Below are 17092 nucleotides of genomic sequence, written 5' to 3' on the forward strand. Positions count from 1 at the left end.
AGGAGCTAGATGTGAATATTAATTTTGAAGATATTCAAAAAATGTTTAATGCAATCAACAGAAGTGATATCAATGAAAGCAGTCGTAATTTAGTGGATGATGATATTATTGATAGTATTGATATGATGAAATTAATACTTGAAATCGAAAAATTTATAGGAAAAAATTTAGATGCTAAATATATCACTCCGGATAATTTTGAGGATTTTTCTACGATTAAAAATATGCTTGAGGAAGTTATATAATCTCAAGCACAAATTTATTACCTTTATCTTTAAAAGTAAAAACCTTATCCTTGCAAGGATAACTTATACTATCTTCTCTTAGGATAAAATTTTTATCCTTAAATTTTTCAAGCATTTTTGGTAATTCCCTACCAAATAAAGCTTTAACTGTTATTCCACCTCCATGTGTGAGTTTTTTTATAAACTTACCATCAATATCTTTTTCATCTATCAAGTGAAAATTAACATCATAACCCAATGTCTTTAAAACTTGCATATATTGAGTTTTAAATTCACAAGAAGTCAATGGGTCAGCAGAACTATGATAACTTGCATAAAGTATATTTTTATTTTTTTGAGCTTGTAAAATCAAATGAGTTTGATTTAATAAAGTTCTTATTTCATAATTCTCATCTTTAAAGCAATATGGCGATTCTTTATTGGCATTCCAATATGTTCTTAAAAAACATCCTATTTTTAAATTTTTAGAGCTATAGTATGCATCCGGATGCTCCAACTCTCTTCCAAGAATATAACCTAAAAGCAACATTGCCTCGCCGGAATTATCTATAACTCCATCAACATACCAAGGAGCTATTTTAGATATCAATAAAGATAAATAACCTCCATAAGATGTTCCTCCATAAATTTTTGGTAATCTTCTAAAATCAGGAAAGCTTTTGCACAAATCTTTTAAAGTATTAACACAATCAATGCTAGCCATAATACCATAATTTTGATATTCATTGTTTGGTGGTAGCATAGTGCAAGTAAGATCAAATTTGTATTCTCTACCAAGAGAAATATTCTCTTTATGTAAGTCAATAGTATGTTCTAAATAAGAAAGATAGTCATTAGCTACTCCTATATCAATATCATTCAAATTAATTTCACTTAAAGACTTTTTTATCCATTCTACATCACCTTCTTCAAAATAAAATTGTGCACTATATCTTTTATCTTTTTCATTTATTCTACAGCTAAAACAATGATATAAAACACTTACAGCCACTACATCAAATTTTTTAGCTATAAATTGCCTGTCAAAATCAATGATTGATAAATCAACATTAGAACCATACGCTCCTATGATAAAAACGATAGCTTTCATTTGCTTACTATCATCATAAGTAATTCTATATTCTAATTTACTTTCTCTTTTTATATTTAATTCTACATCATCACAAGAGTCTATAAAATAAGTTTCATTTTTAAGCATAATTTTTCTCTAATCATTAAAATACTTTGTAAAATGCTCTTGATATCGCATCTCTAAATTATCATATATATCTTGAATTTTGTCAATAAATTTTTCATTTCTATATGCTTGCATAGTCATAGAATTAATCTCTTGAAAAGCAAAAAAATCAAATTTTTCTTCATGTGTTAATTCTTCAAGATAAATTACTTTTCCATAATGATCATAAGTATACTGCTTAAGAGTTTCTTCTACTACTTCAAGCACCTTAAACACAAATATCATTATAGGTTCCTTTCTTAATACCTGTGTGCTTTGCTCAAATTCCTTTAAAAACTCATCATTTTTTCTATGGGTTATAGTACAATAATGCTTTTGGGCATCTTTATAAAAAATATCAAATAACGCGCAAGGTTTAACCCCTAAAAAATTTCCATCATAATCAACCTGAGGATAATAAGGATAAAGCTTGCATATCAAAGGTCTAAGACTATGAGGATTACAAAGTCCATTTAAATCACATTTTGCAAAATAAGCATTGATTTTTTTTCCATTTTTTAAAGTAAAGGTATTGACTTTTCCATTTTCTAAATATGTATTACCAGCTTGCTTTAGCGAAAGATATTCAACTTCAAGCATAGGTAATATCACCGCACTAGATTTATTAAATTTAAAATATTGTGCGTGAATATTATGACAGCATCCACCATTGCATGTTTTATAGCATTGTGGCGCAAAAATAAATTCTTTATCTTGTAATGAGTTAAAAAAATTTTTCATTTCTTTCCTTTCTTGCATCTTTTAGTTTAATTTTTGCACATCAAGTAATATTTGATCATTTTCCTCTTTAAAGGTATATATCAAATCATCGCACTTGTATGAGATTTCTTTTTTACAAGTTTTATCTTTTAAAGGCTCTTGTAAAATTTGTGGTAAGTGTTTTTTTATAAGTAGTTTTATAGGTATACCCATACCATGAGTTAAGTCTTTAATAAATTTGCCATCTATTTGTTTTTCATCTATAACTTTTATAAATTCAACATCAAGTCCATGTTCTTTTAAGATATTAACATATTCTTCTTTTTCTTCTAAAGGAACATATTCATCAAATTTAGAATGATAAGCAATATATTTTGGATTTGGATATTTTGCTTGTATATTTAGATGATCTTTATTTAGTGTTTCTCTAATGAGTTTTCTAGCAGGTGAAAAATAATAAGGGGATTGTTTGTTTGTAGTCCATAGTGTTTTTTCAGAAGCACAAAGTCTAATATTATTAAAATAGTGAAAAGTTCCGAAACAAAAATACTGAGTAAAATCAACTTCTTTTCCAAAACCTATATATCTCCAAGCATCTCCATCAAGCGTCACATGAGAAGAATTATCAATAATTGCATCTATAGTCCACGGAGCTATCTTTGCAGATAATATACCCATATAAGCACCATGTGAAACCCCTACTACAATGGTTTTTAAATCTTTATTTTTAAAAATATTCGCTTTTACATAAAGCAAAGTATTTATCATATCAATTGTTTGCATAATACCATAATTTTGATATTCATCATTTGTAAGTTTTAAGCTCACACTTAAATCCAAATAATAATCTCTATCAAAATCCCAAGCGTCTTTCTTTTTTTGAATTTCTTTATTAAGATATTCCATAGCAGGATGAAATTCTTCAAAAGTATTAAGTTTTGATATATCATAAGGAATTTCTATGTCAATAGCTTTTAAGCTTGCATCAAAAATAAGTTTATCAATATCATCTAAATACCATTGTGCTCCAGTTTGAGGACGATTACCTATACCATGATAATTTACACTCAAAACTGCTACATTATATTTTGATGCAAAATACTCCATATTAAATTTTAAAACAGGATCTCTTATATCAGCACCAAGTCCTTGAATGATACACATTATAGCTTGAATTTCTTTTGTATCATCATATATAAGTTGAAATTCTAATTTACTTTCTCTTTTTATATTTAATTCTACATCATCACAAGAGTCTATGAAATAAGTTTGATTTATGAGCATATTAAGCCTTTTAAAATAAAAATTCAATTATACTTACTTTTTTATAAATTTAAAGAGAAATCATGAAAAATCTTTGTATTATCCCTGCACGCGGTGGTTCTAAGCGTATTCCTAGAAAAAATATTATTGATTTTTTGGGAAAACCATTGATTGCTTATAGCATAGAAAGTGCTTTAAATTCAGGTATTTTTGATGATGTAATTATTTCAAGTGATGATTATGAGATCATAGAAGTGGCTTTAAAGTATGGTGCTAAGGCTCCTTTTGTGCGTAAAAAAGAACTAAGTGATGATTATGCAAGTTCAACCGCTGTAATACAAGATGCCATCATCACTCTAGAAAAACAAGGTAAAATCTATGAAAATGTGTGTTGCTTATACGCAACTGCTCCACTTATAGATGAGTTTATCTTAAAAGAAGCTTTTGAACAATTTAGTCAAGAAGAATGTAAATTTTTATTTTCAGCTTGTGAGTTTGAATACCCTATACAAAGAGGTTTTTACCTTGATGATCAAAATAAAGTTTATATGTTTGATGAGTCAAATTATGATAAACGCTCACAAGATCTCACCAAAGCTTACCATGATGGTGGTGCATTTTACTTTGGAAAAAAAGAAGCATGGCTAGAAGAAGATTTTATGTTTAAATCTCATTCTAAAGCTTTTTTACTTCCAAGAAATAAAATTTGCGATATTGACACTTTTGAAGACTTAGAATTTGCTAAAATATTATATAGATTTCAACAATAGAAATTATAAATTCTATAGTCTTTAATTTTTAATTTCTATTTTATATAATATAAGCTTTTTCTTTTTAAATTTAAAGTATAATAAAGTAATTTTAGTTATATAATAAGGAAATATTATGCTACAAAAAAACATCAAAAGCATAAAAACAAAATTAAGTGAAACTTTATCAGCTATTAAAAAATCAAAATACAAGATTATTCAAGGTAATGATAGCTTAGATATAAATTTTTTAAATACTCAAGATAATACTCTAATTTATAAAAACCCTTTAGATGAATTAAATGCTATGTTAAAAATTTATAATGAAAAATATCGTTTATATCCTGTATTATATTTTTATGGATTTGGAAATGGAATTTTATATAAAGCTCTTTTGCAAAATCCCCATCATAAAATTATTATTGTTTTTGAAAAAGACTTAGAAATTATCCATAGTGCTTTTAGTGTGATGGATTTTAGCAAAGAGTTACAAGAAGCTAGATTGGTGATAGCTGATACCAATACTTTAAATACAATTGATTATGAGCTAATGTGCAAACAACAACCTATGCTGAATTTTGCAAGAACATATTTTTTAGAACTACATTCTGATTATTATGAAAGATATCATGATGATGTATTAATAATTAACAACAACATGCTTGAACATCTAAAAAAAGCTGTATTAAAATGTGGCAACTCACCTCTTGATGCACTTCAAGGTATAGAGCAATTTACCTATAATCTTCCTAAAATGTTAACCCATCCAAATTACAAAGAGCTCTTACAAAAAAGAAAAAACTTAAGTGATACAGCAATCATTGTTTCAACCGGACCAAGTCTTTCTAAACAACTTCCATTGTTAAAGCAATACGCTAATAAAGCTACTATTTTTTGTGCAGATAGTGCTTACCCTATCTTGGCTAAACATAATATCAAACCTGATTATGTTATTTCTTTAGAAAGAATAAAACTAACTAGTGAATTTTTCAATAATGATTTTGGTGATTTTGACAAAGATATAGTATTTATTCTTAAATCATATACCCACCCTGATACAATAAAACATCTAGATAGCAATAATAGAAATTATATGTTAGTTTTAGCCACTGAAGTAAAATTTTTATATTTCATGCAATTACATTCTTATGGTTATCTTGGAACTGGATGGAGTGTTGCAAATATGGCGTCTAATTTAGCATTTGATCTTGGACATAAAAACATTATTTTAATTGGACAAGATTTGGCCTATAGCGAAAGTGGAGTTTCGCATTCAAATGATTACACTTATCTTACAGATAGCTATAAAACCAAAAAATATTATAAAAGAGATTATGGGAAATACGAATGTGAAGCTTATGGAGGAAAAGGAGTAGTACAAAGTTCTTTCGCTTGGATCTTATTCCGCCAAAATTTTGAAAGTGATATTGTTTATTTTAACCATTATAATACAATTGTTTACAATTGTACCGAAGGTGGTGCTAGAATTGCAGGAGCCATAGAAAAGCCTTTTAAGCAAATATGCGAAAAATTATTAACAAAAGAACTAAAAAAGCCTTTTACTTCATTAGAAAATCCAACTTTAAACAAGCAAAATGAATTAATGCTTAAAGCACATACTAAAATCAAAAAAAGCATTTCGCATTGCCAAAATTTAAATAAAACTTTCAAAGAACAACTAATAAATTTAAAACAATCATATCAAAATATCCAAACTCAAGAAGATCTAAATATTCTAATAAAATGCATAGATGAAATTAAATCAAGTATTGAAGATAAGAACAACATACAAGAATTATACGAAACTCTAAATCCACTACTCATGCAGTTTGAGTTCAATCTTGCTAAAATTTATGTTTTAAATCCTATAAACGAAGATGATGTGTATAATAAATCTCTATTATGGATAAAAGAACATATTGATTGGCTTGAGTTAATTATAGCCCATATTGATGCCCATGAGCAAACCTTGCATAAAAGCATACTTCCACTACAAGAAACCATTATACAAAGAGGATATGGACATAAAATCAAATGAAAGTTCTTTTTAGAAGTGATAGTTCTAGCACCATAGGACACGGACATATCAAAAGAGATCTTTTGTTAGCTAAGCAATATCATGATGTATCTTTTGCATGTTTAGCTCTAGAAGGCTCTTTGATAGATGAAATTCCTTATCCTGTATATGAGCTAACAAGTGCTAGTGTATATGAGCTAATCAATCTCATCAAAAAAGAAAAATTTGATCTTTTGATTATTGATCATTATGAAATTACTGCAGATGATGAAAAACTCATCAAGCTAGAAACAGGGGTTAAAATTCTAAGTTTTGATGATGAGATAAAAGAACATTTTTGTGACATTTTACTAAATGTTAATGCTTATGCTAAAGAAAGTGATTATGAGAATTTAGTGCCAAAATATTGTGAATTAAGATGTGGTTTTTCCTATGCTCTAATACGCGATGAGTTTTATGAAGAAAGCAAGATAAAAAGAGAAAAAATTTATGATTATTTTATCTGTATAGGAGGAAGTGATCCAAAAAATATTTCCTTTGATATAGCAAACAAACTTAACAAAAACAAAACTATCATCATAGCTACTACAAAAGCAAATTCTCATCTAAACTCGCTTCGAAAATTAAGCCAAAAAAACCCTAATATACAAATTCTCATTGACCAATCTAATCTTGCAAGATTGATGAATGAAAGCAAAAAACTCATCATTAGCGCAAGTTCATTGGTAAATGAAGCTTTAATTTTAAAAGCAAATTTTAAAGCCATAGCTTATGCTAAAAATCAAGAAAAACTTGCAACATGGCTTGCTAAAAAAGGCTATGAAGTGGAGAATTTTATATGATAATTTTAAAAGATTTTATCCATTTGACTCAAGAAGAAATCAAACTTGTTTTAAAATGGCGTAACGATGAAAGCATTGCTAAATTTATGAAAACGCAAAATATTAGCCTAGAAGAGCATTTAAACTTTTTATCTAGCTTAAAAACAAACGCAACTAAAAAATATTTTTTAGTATATGATGATGAAAATATCATAGGCGTGATTGATTTTATCAATATCACTAAACTTTCTTGTGAATTTGGGCTTTATGGCATAAAAAAAGGTGTAGGTGAGCTTTTAATGCAAGAAGTTAAAAACTATGCTTTCAATGTTTTAAAAATTCAAACTTTAAACGCATGTGTTTTCAAAGAAAATACAAAAGCTTTGAATTTATATTTAAAACATGGTTTTAAGATTGTTAAGACAAAAAAAGAATTATTTTATCTTGATAATGACATAAAAACAAAAAAACACTTTTTTATCATAGGAGGAGGGAGTCTTCAAGCAGATTTTTTGCATGAAGTAAAAAAATACTTCATAACACATGTATTTGACTATGATAATAAATGTTTTTTAAAAAAAGAAGCTGATATATTTCATCTTATAAGCATTCATGAGAAAGAAAAAATTTTACAATTAGCTAAGCAATATAATATTGTAGGTATAGGTACAACAGCTACAGAATTGGGAAATATAACATCTTGTTATGTAGGTGAACATTTAAATTTGGGACTAAATTCTTATGAGGTTGCTCTTAATACCACTGACAAATCAAGAATGAAGGATATTTTTAAAAAATATCACATTCCCACAGCTAAATATGAAAAAATATACAATATAAATGAGTTAAAAAATATAAAAATAAATTTTCCTTTAGTTGTAAAACCTAGTGATAGAAGTGCAGGTAGAGGTGTGGTGAAAGTATATGATATACAGCAACTTACAAAAGCATACTTAAATGCAAAAGAAATTTCTTACAATAAAATCGTTTTAGTCGAAGAAGTGATAGAAGGTTTGCAATATAGCGTAGAAACAATTACTTCAAATGGAAAACATCAAATTCTAGCTATCACAGAAGAATATCTACGAGATGATGAAAATAAAGATGATTTTTTAGAAACTCAACAACTTATTCCTGCTAGAATTTCAAAAGAGAATGAAAAAATTATAAAAAAAATTATATTAAAAACTTTAAAAGCTTTTGGAATTAAATATGGTGCATGCCATATTGAGCTAAAAATAAACAATAATAATGTAAAAATAATTGAAATTGCTAGTCGAGCTGGCGGTTGGAGAAATGTATTAATTGAACACTCCATAGGATTAAACTATAATACCTTAATATTGCAAAGTATATTAAAAAAGAAATTGCAAAATTACAAAATAGATGAGCAACACTATTGTTTAGTAAAAATGATTTTCACTAAACAAGATTTTGAATTTTACCAATTTTTAAAGAAAAATAAACCAAATATGATTGTAAAAGATCATGTCCTTATAAACAAATCAACAGAATTTAACTACTCCTCATCATTATTAGACTCTAAGGGATATTATTATATAAAAATTCCAAAAAATGAAAATCCAGATAAATACATAAATGCTATTTTTTAGCTACAATTCTAATAAAAAAATCATCTTTTTCTTCAAATGGAGCATAGCCTTTATCTTCATTAGCAAACAATATACTAAAACCTATATTTTCTAGTTTTAACCTTAAATCATCTAAATCTAAAAATCTTCTAAAATGGCCATCATATATAAAACCATCAAAGCTAACTTTTCCTAAACCATATAAAGAATTTTTAACACCCCTTGCCTCAATACAAAACAATCCATCTTTTCTTAAAGTTTCATATACCAAAGGAAGTAAATTTTTTTCTTGCTCTCCATTAATACTATGCAATGTAAACCTTGAATATACAATATCATATTTTTTAATACTCTTAAAATTTGTAAAATCATGATATAAAAATTGTAAATTGTTTTTTACATAATGTGATTTTAAATAATTTATTTCTTCTAAACATATATCTAAAGCTGTAGTTTCAATACCATTATTAGCAAAAAAAAGCGCATCTCGTCCATTACCACACCCAAGCTCTAAAAGATTTTTTTTGCCCATAAAATATTTTTTTAAACAAAATCTAGCAAACAAAGACGGTTCAAAAGGAATCTGATTATTTCTATAAAAATCTGACCAATATTTTCTTTCTCTATCTATCTTTAAATTTAAATATAACTCATAAAGCCTATAAACCAAATCGACAATATAAATTATACTTAGAAAAAAACAAATAAATGGAAAAATATTAAAAACCAACCCTAAGCTTATGAAAATAGCTAATAAACTAGCATCAATTCCTAATATAAACCCCATATCCATAAGTTTCTTTTTTAAACCAAAACGCTGCAAATTCTCTATTTTTTTTAATTTTTTAACTATATATTGAGATGTAATTAATGCATGCAAATTAAGACTCAACACAACCAAAAAACATTCAAAAAAGGTTATCAAAGATGAAAAATATGCAATTAAAAAAATTCCATTAAAAGCTATATTATCCACTAATTCATCAAGTAATTTGCCACTTCTAGACTGAATATTTTTATATCTCGCAAGCATTCCATCACAGTGATCTAAAAAAGAATATAATAAATATAAAATTCCAGCTAAAAACAAATTATACTTAAAAAAAATAACACAAAATGAGGATACAACTACTATCAAAGAAGCGATAGTAATTTGATTTGGTGTGATATTTGTTTTAGATAAAGGAAATAAAATAAATTTTTGTATAATCAAAACTCGTATTAAATATTCTGTAGGATAATATGACTTTTCAAGTCTTTGATCTTTTTTCAATTTTTCATTTATATCAATCTTTTTCATAACAACTCATCAATTATTTTCTCTAATTTTTCATATTTTTTATATGATTTCATGCTATATTGCATATTTAGTCTATTATTATAATTACTTTTTTCTAAAAAAATAGCAATATCTTTTATATTTTTAGCATAATATAGTATATTTTTATCACTTCCATATTGGGCTAATCTTTTCTGATCTTCACTTAAAACTATACCAATTATAGGTATTTTTAAAAATAAAAATTCATAAACAGTTTGTCCGCAAGCGCAAATTCCTATATCGTTTTTAACCATTAAATCAGACATTACTGGATTTTGAAAAAACACAATATTTTTATGTCTAATTTTTATTAGTTCATCTTTAAACTTAAAAGCTCCTCCTATAACAACATTTAAAGTAATATTGTTTTTTTCTATAAAAGGTAAAATAATACTAATAATTTTATAAGTTAAATTTTTATCATCACTTCCACCTAAAGTTAATAAAATATTCTTTATTTCAGGACGAATTTTAATAGGTATTTTTTTATAAAATTCGTCTCTTAAAAATTGATAATCAAATAATAATTTTGTTGCAATGTTTGTATTATACTGTAACTCCTTTGCATAGGGATTAGGATTGATTAAAATATCAACATCATAGTATTTTAATACACACTCATCATCTATGCATATAATCTTCTCAAAATATTTTTTACTATAAGTAAAAAAATCATCATTTATCATACAATCATCGCATAATAAATAATTAGAATTAATATCAATAATATCTTCAGATTTGTCAATTAAAACTAATTCAAAACAAGAATCCTTGATCAATCTATGGCCTGAAATAAAATTATTTTTATTTAAACTAACAAAAACTATATTAAAGATTTCTTTTAATTTAGAAGCCAAAAGTAAAGTTCTCATAATATGACCAAGTCCTATACTTAATCCTCCATTAGTATATATTAACAATTTCTTCATTTTTCTAACAATATCACATAATCACTATCACAAATATTATTATTTTCATGATATATTTCTAGAGTATTTATTTCTATATTGTTAAACATAGAAAAAACTCTTTTCACTTCTTCTTTATCAAAAAAATACATATTCATTCCATTTTCAGCATAAGCTGAACGTTTTGGATTGTTTTCTTGTATTGTTATGCTGTATTTATCATTATTTTTTACTCCATGTTTATATCTATAATCATTTAAATTTCGAGTTAAAACAAAAGCTTTGCCATCTTGTTTTAAAACTCTATAAATCTCACAAGCTGCTTTTTCTATAACTTCTTTGTTATTATAATATAATACTCCCCAGCACAAAATTCCATCAAAGAATTCATTTTCATAAGGAAGTTCATTAACATTTGCTAATTCAACTTGAGCTTTTAAATTATATTGATTTAATAATTCTTTTGTATGTTTAACTCCACTATGTGAATAATCGCAACCATATGTAATATAATTATTTTCTGCTAGAAATTTTACATGCCTACCTGCTCCACAACCAAGATCTAAAATTTTAGACTCTTTTTTAAAATTCTTAAATACACATTTTATATAAATATCATGAGGATATATTGGCTGATGTTTGCTATTCCCATGAAGCTGTGTCCATTTTTCTTGATTATTCATTTTTTATCCTTTAAAGAGAGATTGTGAATGGTGTAAAGTATTTTTTTTATATTGTCTTGAATTTTTTCCATACTAGTTTTTTCATCAAGCCATAAATTTACTATTTGATTTTCCAAAATAATACTATTTTTCAATGCTTTTTTTTTAAAAATTTTATTACATCCTATATACCAAGAACTACAATCAATATTATTTTTTCTTAAATTTACTAATAATTTTTCTCTATCACCCAAAAATCTAAAGGTATACCTCCATGCAATACTATTATGTGACAATTTTGGATGAATAATTAAATCATGAATCATTTCTTGCTTATATATTTGCATCTTTTTAATTCTATTTTTACATATATGCTCTAATTGTTCTAATTTTTTGTATAAAATAAAATTATATTGTTCTACTTTGTAAAATTTTGTATATTTTAACAATAACTCTTGAAATTTAGTAAAATAATTATCATTTGATTTGTCTAGATTATAAAATTCTTTGCGATATTCTTGTAAATTATAATCTAAATCATCAAGAATAGGACTAGCAAGAGTATTATTAATACATCTTAACTTACTTAAGTCATTCATACTTAATATCCCCCCCCCCATAAAATCATTATCTAAAAATTTTGTATGTCCAAAACTAAATATAGATAAATCACAAAGTGGATTAACTTTATATGTTTGAGCACAATCTTCAATAATAAATATATCATGAAATTTGCAAAAATTGATAATATCATTGCTGCATATATGTCCATAAACATGAGCTAACAATAATGCATCAAAATTATTAATTTTATAAATTTGTTTTATACTGTCCAAATCCATTACATAATCATCTAAACTAATATCACAAAATTCATAGTCTAATCCTGCTCTAATAGCTGCTATAACTACCTGAGGACATATAATATTTGGAATTAAAATTTTTGTCCTGCCTAACGATTTTATATATAAAAAACTAATATATAAAGCACTAGTTCCAGAATGAGTATATAGGCAATGATGTACATTAAATTTATAAGCAATTTCTGATTCTAATTCTTGAAATTGATTTACAATCATAAGGCAATCCTCACGGGGATATCATTTTTTAAAAGCTCATTTTTAACATCATTTGGAGTATATTGACTAAAATGAAATATATAAGCACCAGCTAATGCATTCGCACCAAGTTGTATGGCCTTTACCCCATCTTGAGGTTTATAAAGCCCTCCATTGATAATAAGTGGAATTTTTAATTTACCTTTGAAATACTCTAGTAATTCCCAATCATATCCCAAAGAACTTCCTTCTTTATCAACACTTGTTAAAAGTATCTCCCCTGCTCCTAAAGATTCGTATTTTAATGCAAGTTCTAGCGGATCAATATCTAAAATTTCATTATTAAAAACTTTAAATTTATTTTTGTCTTTTTTTACATCAACCGAGCATACTACACAAGAGCTTCCAAAAGTATTTGCCACCTTTTTGACAAAATCTGGATCTTGCAAAGCCATAGAATTAATACTAATTTTATCAGCACCTATATCTAATACTTTTCTAATATCTTCTAAAGTTTTAATCCCACCTCCAATGGTTAAAGGCATAAAGCACTCATTAGCTATATCTTCTAAGCTTTCAAAATCTATAACACCATTTTTATTGATATCCAAAACTATAAGCTCATCAACATTTCTAGCATTATATATCCTAGCTGTGCTTATTACATGCCCTATAGTCCTAAAAGAAGAAAAATTGATACTTTTTACAAGCTGATGATCTTTTAATAACACGCAAGGTATAATTCTTGTTTTAAGCATACTAGGCCTTTAAATTTGCAAAATTTTCCAAAAGTTTCAAACCTACATTTTGGCTTTTTTCAGGGTGAAATTGCACAGCAAAAATATTATCTTTTTCAAAACTTGCACAAAAAGGTTTTTCATACTCACAAAAAGAAGTTTCCACACTTTCTAAACACTCTACATAATAAGAATGCACAAAATAAAAATCACTTTTTTCTAAAATTCCATCAAATAGCTTGCTTTTTTTATCACTAAATTGTAAATCATCCCAACCACTATGCAATAATTTTTCTTTACTTAAATCAAATTTCAAAACCTTTGCTTTTATAAAATCAAGCCCTTCGCACTCTCCGCCCTCATATCCCTTACTAGCAAAAAGTTGCATACCAAGACAAATCCCCAAAATAGGCTTTTTATCTTTTAAAACACATTCTTTTAAAAGCTCATCTAGTGCAAGTTTTTTTAAATTTTCCATACCTTGTTTAAAAGATCCAACGCCTGGTAAAACTAATTTAGAGGCATTTTTTATATCTTCTTTTTTAGAACTTATAATCACTTCTTGATTAAGTTTTTCAAAAGCTTTCAAAACAGATTTAAAATTTCCAAGATGATAATCAACAATACAAATCATTTCAAAACAAACTCATCTTTTTTTATCAATGATCCATCACTATCTCTTAAGAATTTACCATTTTCATCGCGTTTAAATATCTTTTTATTAGTATAAGAATCGACAATTTTTTCAAATTCTTTTTCACTAAAACCACTAAATTCCAAATACTTCTTAATAGCCTTTTTAGGTGGCTTTCCATCATATTTATTTACAAGTCTCACGCCCTCTTCACGGCTAATATAGCCAAGTCTTATATCCAAGCACGCATTATCCGTAGCTCTTCCAAAACCATATTTGCAGTATTTTAAATAATCATGCACATGATTTGAATAACAATCTAAATTTTCAAAATTCTCATAAGTAGTTTCAACTGGTTTTGTACTAGTTTTAAAGCCATTTTCTTTAGATATTTTTAAATTATACTTATAATCCCATTTAAAATAATATCCCAAAAATAACCCTGTAACTCCTACTCTTTGAAGCTCTTCATCACTTGGATAAGTATAAAAATATAAATCCTTTTCTCTAATACCATCAACACCAATCATATCAGAAATTCTATTACCCAAAAGTCCGCCAAATTCTTCAAGCCACTCTCTACCTAAAGTGTTTTTTTCTTTAGAGCTAGCTGGCCCACCATACTCAATCTGCGGACTTTCCCCCCAAATAATCAAAGGAATACCAAAAGCAACAGCTACTTTTGGAACACATGTAAAAATCCCCAAATGGTTTTGCCATTCATTATCACCCGTTCTTATAAAAGCTTCGCGGGCTAATTTTTTATACACCAAAGGATTTCTTTTGATATGGATTAAATCAACACCAAGATTATTTAAATTTTTTAAATTCTTTTTACCTATTTTAGTAGGAATACTTGGTTCAAAACAAACACACAAAGGATTAAGTCCAAGTTCAAGACATTTTAAAACTTGAAAGGTAGAATCCTTACCACCACTTACTCCTATCACACAATCATACACAGGATGTTTTTTATATTTTTTAACGAGTTCTAGAAATTCTTTTTCACGCTCTTGCCAATTTATCTCATGATTTTTAGCTTCTTGCGAGCAACACGCATCACAAATTCCCTCATCATTAAAATGCAAATCAGGCTTAGTATCTGGCATAACGCATTTTTTACAAAATTTCATATTAACTCCAAAAAATCTTTATAATCATCATAAATCGACTATGATTATATTTTCTAAAGATAAATAAATTTTATTTTGTTACAATATTTTTTATTTAAAGGTTTATAAATTATGGATTTAACTTTACTTCCTTATATGATTATAGGAATTTTTTCAGGTATGGCTTCAGGGGTTTTTGGCATAGGTGGTGGTATGATTATCGTTCCTTTCATGCTTACTTTAGGACTTAGCTCTCATCATGCTGTTGCAATTTCTGTTGTACAAATGATTTTTGCTTCTATTTTTGGCTCCTATTTAAACTATAAAAAGAAAAATTTAATCTTAAAAGATGGACTTATCATAGGCTTTGGAGGCTTTTTAGGTGCGATGTTTAGCGGGCTTTTACTCTCATATTTTTCAGATATAACCTTAACAAGTATTTTTCTATGCATGAGTATTGCATTCTTTTTAAAATTTGCTTTTAATCAAAAAAGCACCATTGGAAACATTAACCACTCTAATATCTTAAAAAATTCTATTTTGCTAATTTGTGGCGTATTTACAGGAATTTTTGCTATATCTTTAGGAATTGGTGGTGGGCTTTTAATTACCCCTATTTTAGCTTATTTTTTAGGCTATGATACTAAAAAAGTAGTGCCACTTAGTTTATTTTTTGTAATATTTGCTTCAATTTCAGGAATTAGTTCTTTTGTATATAATGACATCATTGATAAAGAAGTGTTACAAAATGGAAGCTTAGTAGGATTTAGCTCTATGCTAGGAGTTTATCTTGGTATAAAAATCATGGAAAAAATCAATCTTAAATCCCACCGCATAGCACTTTTAGGTATTTACACCCTTTCTATAACTATGACCATTATAAGCTTAATTAAAAAGCTAAATTTATTTTAATCTATCGGCAAATTTTTGTCTATTGGAAGTATAAACAAAGCTTAAAACCTCTGCCACTGCTTTAAAAAGCTCTGGTGGAATAAGATCATTTACCTCGCAAGCTTTATAAAGTTCTCTAGCTAAAGGAGGATTTTCATAAATCATAACATTGTATTCATATGCCATATCTTTAATACGCAAAGCTAAAAAATCCACTCCTTTAGCTAAAACTTTTGGTGCAGCTTCTTTGGAACTATCATAACGCAAAGCAACCGCATAGTGGGTAGGGTTAGTAATCACAACATCAGCACTAGCAACGTCTTGCACCATTCTACGCCTTGCTGCTTCCATTTGCAAACGACGAATTCTTCCTTTTACTAAAGGGTCTCCCTCGCTTTGTTTAAATTCATCTTTAACTTCTTGCTTACTCATGCGTAAGTTTTTAAAGTATTGATACCTTACCAAAAGTACATCTAAAAGCCCTATAATCAAAAAAGCTATGATAACAATAGCTGCAAGTATAATAGCTTTATCCCTAAGCCATAAAAGTTGTGGATAAATCGTATAAAGTTCTACTCTAGGAAGTTCTTTCATAAATTGCAATAAAAAAACAAAAGCTATACCAAATACAACACCGACTTTAAGTATAATTTTCAAAGCTTCAATAATCTTTTTTAAAGAAAAAAGATTTTTAAGCCCGTTAATAGGATTAATTTTATTAAAATTTGGAGTAATGGGCTTAGTAGTAAAAATAAAACCAAACTGCATTAGATTTCCAAGCACACCCGCTACCATAATTACTAAAGTAATAGGCAATACCATAATAAACATCTCTATCATAGTTTTTATAATGATTTTTTGTAAAATCTTTAAATCAATTTCAATACCTATAAAACTTTGATAAAAACGATATAAACCGCTAATTCTCTCACCTATAAAAGGCATCATAAACAACACCACAACCACAGCTATAATAAGTACAGCCACAGCAGATGCATCTTGACTTTTTGGGACATTTCCTTCTTGTCGCGCATCTTCTATTTTCTTGGATGTGGGTTCTTCTGTTTTCTCTTGATCATCAGCAGCCATAAAAAACCTTTAAAAAATTTAAAGCAAGATTATAGCATTTTATCAAGTATCTGCTAA

17 protein-coding genes and 1 pseudogene are annotated in these 17092 nt (G+C 27.1%); 7 read left to right on the forward strand and 11 right to left on the reverse strand.

What is annotated here, in order from left to right:
• Positions 1–11: 11 nt before the first annotated feature.
• Entirely contained in the window at positions 12–245 is a 234-nt protein-coding gene (locus tag L8X50_RS07420; protein WP_412175464.1) for an acyl carrier protein, read from the forward strand.
• On the opposite strand, the gene L8X50_RS07425 is transcribed toward L8X50_RS07420, so the two are convergent.
• Genes L8X50_RS07425 through L8X50_RS07435 form a run of 3 tightly spaced genes read right to left on the reverse strand, consistent with a single transcriptional unit; the run spans position 238 to position 3465 of the window.
• Positions 238–1443 (reverse strand): DUF2920 family protein, encoded by a 1206-nt coding sequence (locus L8X50_RS07425; protein ID WP_263660808.1) that lies wholly within the window; start codon positions 1441–1443, stop codon positions 238–240. The genes L8X50_RS07420 and L8X50_RS07425 overlap by 8 nt on opposite strands.
• A gap of 9 nt (positions 1444–1452) precedes the next feature.
• Positions 1453–2202, reverse strand: coding sequence for a hypothetical protein (locus tag L8X50_RS07430; RefSeq protein WP_133319961.1), 750 nt, complete (start codon positions 2200–2202; stop codon positions 1453–1455).
• Positions 2203–2223: 21 nt separating this feature from the next.
• Positions 2224–3465, reverse strand: coding sequence for a DUF2920 family protein (locus tag L8X50_RS07435; RefSeq protein ID WP_263660809.1), 1242 nt, complete (start codon positions 3463–3465; stop codon positions 2224–2226).
• Positions 3466–3527: 62 nt separating this feature from the next.
• On the opposite strand from L8X50_RS07435, the gene pseF reads away from it, so the two are divergent.
• From pseF to L8X50_RS07460, 5 genes and pseudogenes are all read left to right on the forward strand, one after another.
• A complete protein-coding gene (pseF, locus tag L8X50_RS07440; RefSeq protein WP_263660810.1) occupies positions 3528–4214 on the forward strand; it encodes a pseudaminic acid cytidylyltransferase in 687 nt (228 codons plus the stop codon).
• 115 nt (positions 4215–4329) lie between these two features.
• The gene (locus L8X50_RS07445) at positions 4330–6231 is read left to right on the forward strand and encodes a motility associated factor glycosyltransferase family protein (RefSeq protein WP_263660811.1); all 1902 of its coding nucleotides are present in this window, start codon (positions 4330–4332) and stop codon (positions 6229–6231) included.
• A complete protein-coding gene (gene pseG / locus L8X50_RS07450; protein WP_263660812.1) occupies positions 6228–7052 on the forward strand; it encodes a UDP-2,4-diacetamido-2,4,6-trideoxy-beta-L-altropyranose hydrolase in 825 nt (274 codons plus the stop codon). Before L8X50_RS07445 ends, pseG (L8X50_RS07450) begins: the two co-directional genes overlap by 4 nt.
• A pseudogene (gene pseH, locus L8X50_RS07455) lies at positions 7049–7477 on the forward strand (UDP-4-amino-4,6-dideoxy-N-acetyl-beta-L-altrosamine N-acetyltransferase); the annotation flags it as partial. The gene pseG (L8X50_RS07450) and the pseudogene pseH, both read left to right, overlap by 4 nt.
• 9 nt (positions 7478–7486) lie before the next feature.
• A complete protein-coding gene (locus L8X50_RS07460) occupies positions 7487–8644 on the forward strand; it encodes an ATP-grasp domain-containing protein (RefSeq protein ID WP_412175487.1) in 1158 nt (385 codons plus the stop codon).
• On the opposite strand, the gene L8X50_RS07465 is transcribed toward L8X50_RS07460, so the two are convergent.
• Genes L8X50_RS07465 through L8X50_RS07495 form a run of 7 tightly spaced genes read right to left on the reverse strand, consistent with a single transcriptional unit; the run spans position 8634 to position 15076 of the window.
• On the reverse strand, positions 8634–9923 hold the full coding sequence (locus L8X50_RS07465; RefSeq protein WP_263660813.1) for a CDP-alcohol phosphatidyltransferase family protein: 1290 nt from the start codon (positions 9921–9923) through the stop codon (positions 8634–8636). The two genes, L8X50_RS07460 and L8X50_RS07465, sit on opposite strands and share 11 nt — an antisense overlap.
• Positions 9920–10864, reverse strand: a complete 945-nt coding sequence (pseG, locus tag L8X50_RS07470) for a UDP-2,4-diacetamido-2,4,6-trideoxy-beta-L-altropyranose hydrolase (RefSeq protein WP_263660814.1) — start codon at positions 10862–10864, stop codon at positions 9920–9922. Before pseG (L8X50_RS07470) ends, L8X50_RS07465 begins: the two co-directional genes overlap by 4 nt.
• A gap of 5 nt (positions 10865–10869) precedes the next feature.
• Positions 10870–11535 (reverse strand): class I SAM-dependent methyltransferase, encoded by a 666-nt coding sequence (locus L8X50_RS07475; protein ID WP_133319980.1) that lies wholly within the window; start codon positions 11533–11535, stop codon positions 10870–10872.
• Complete coding sequence (locus L8X50_RS07480; RefSeq protein WP_263660815.1) at positions 11532–12593, reverse strand: DegT/DnrJ/EryC1/StrS family aminotransferase; 1062 nt, start codon at positions 12591–12593, stop codon at positions 11532–11534. Before L8X50_RS07480 ends, L8X50_RS07475 begins: the two co-directional genes overlap by 4 nt.
• Positions 12590–13330, reverse strand: a complete 741-nt coding sequence (locus tag L8X50_RS07485; protein WP_263660816.1) for a HisA/HisF-related TIM barrel protein — start codon at positions 13328–13330, stop codon at positions 12590–12592. Before L8X50_RS07485 ends, L8X50_RS07480 begins: the two co-directional genes overlap by 4 nt.
• Position 13331: 1 nt before the next feature.
• Entirely contained in the window at positions 13332–13943 is a 612-nt protein-coding gene (hisH, locus tag L8X50_RS07490) for an imidazole glycerol phosphate synthase subunit HisH (RefSeq protein ID WP_133319969.1), read from the reverse strand.
• Positions 13940–15076 (reverse strand): N-acetyl sugar amidotransferase, encoded by a 1137-nt coding sequence (locus L8X50_RS07495; protein WP_133319970.1) that lies wholly within the window; start codon positions 15074–15076, stop codon positions 13940–13942. The genes hisH and L8X50_RS07495 overlap by 4 nt, the downstream gene beginning before the upstream one ends.
• Before the next feature lie 111 nt (positions 15077–15187).
• Here L8X50_RS07495 and L8X50_RS07500 point away from each other — a divergent pair, with 111 nt between their 5' ends.
• Positions 15188–15967, forward strand: coding sequence for a sulfite exporter TauE/SafE family protein (locus L8X50_RS07500; RefSeq protein WP_263660817.1), 780 nt, complete (start codon positions 15188–15190; stop codon positions 15965–15967).
• Here L8X50_RS07500 and flhB read toward each other — a convergent pair.
• Complete coding sequence (gene flhB, locus L8X50_RS07505; RefSeq protein ID WP_133319972.1) at positions 15959–17035, reverse strand: flagellar biosynthesis protein FlhB; 1077 nt, start codon at positions 17033–17035, stop codon at positions 15959–15961. The genes L8X50_RS07500 and flhB overlap by 9 nt on opposite strands.
• Positions 17036–17092 lie beyond the last annotated feature (57 nt).

The sequence above is a fragment of the Campylobacter sp. CNRCH_2013_0898h genome, assembly GCF_025772965.1.
GTDB classification, from domain to species: Bacteria; Campylobacterota; Campylobacteria; order Campylobacterales; family Campylobacteraceae; genus Campylobacter_D; species Campylobacter_D lari_D.

Bases quoted from the DNA above. Each gene is read 5' to 3' on its own strand.
- L8X50_RS07425 (WP_263660808.1), bottom strand. From the start codon at position 1,443: ATGCTTAAAAATGAAACTTATTTTATAGACTCTTGTGATGATGTAGAA.
- L8X50_RS07430 (WP_133319961.1), bottom strand. From the start codon at position 2,202: ATGAAAAATTTTTTTAACTCATTACAAGATAAAGAATTTATTTTTGCG.
- L8X50_RS07435 (WP_263660809.1), bottom strand. From the start codon at position 3,465: ATGCTCATAAATCAAACTTATTTCATAGACTCTTGTGATGATGTAGAA.
- pseF (WP_263660810.1), top strand. From the start codon at position 3,528: ATGAAAAATCTTTGTATTATCCCTGCACGCGGTGGTTCTAAGCGTATT.
- L8X50_RS07445 (WP_263660811.1), top strand. From the start codon at position 4,330: ATGCTACAAAAAAACATCAAAAGCATAAAAACAAAATTAAGTGAAACT.
- pseG (WP_263660812.1), top strand. From the start codon at position 6,228: ATGAAAGTTCTTTTTAGAAGTGATAGTTCTAGCACCATAGGACACGGA.
- L8X50_RS07465 (WP_263660813.1), bottom strand. From the start codon at position 9,923: ATGAAAAAGATTGATATAAATGAAAAATTGAAAAAAGATCAAAGACTT.
- L8X50_RS07475 (WP_133319980.1), bottom strand. From the start codon at position 11,535: ATGAATAATCAAGAAAAATGGACACAGCTTCATGGGAATAGCAAACAT.
- L8X50_RS07480 (WP_263660815.1), bottom strand. From the start codon at position 12,593: ATGATTGTAAATCAATTTCAAGAATTAGAATCAGAAATTGCTTATAAA.
- L8X50_RS07485 (WP_263660816.1), bottom strand. From the start codon at position 13,330: ATGCTTAAAACAAGAATTATACCTTGCGTGTTATTAAAAGATCATCAG.
- hisH (WP_133319969.1), bottom strand. From the start codon at position 13,943: ATGATTTGTATTGTTGATTATCATCTTGGAAATTTTAAATCTGTTTTG.
- L8X50_RS07495 (WP_133319970.1), bottom strand. From the start codon at position 15,076: ATGAAATTTTGTAAAAAATGCGTTATGCCAGATACTAAGCCTGATTTG.
- L8X50_RS07500 (WP_263660817.1), top strand. From the start codon at position 15,188: ATGGATTTAACTTTACTTCCTTATATGATTATAGGAATTTTTTCAGGT.
- flhB (WP_133319972.1), bottom strand. From the start codon at position 17,035: ATGGCTGCTGATGATCAAGAGAAAACAGAAGAACCCACATCCAAGAAA.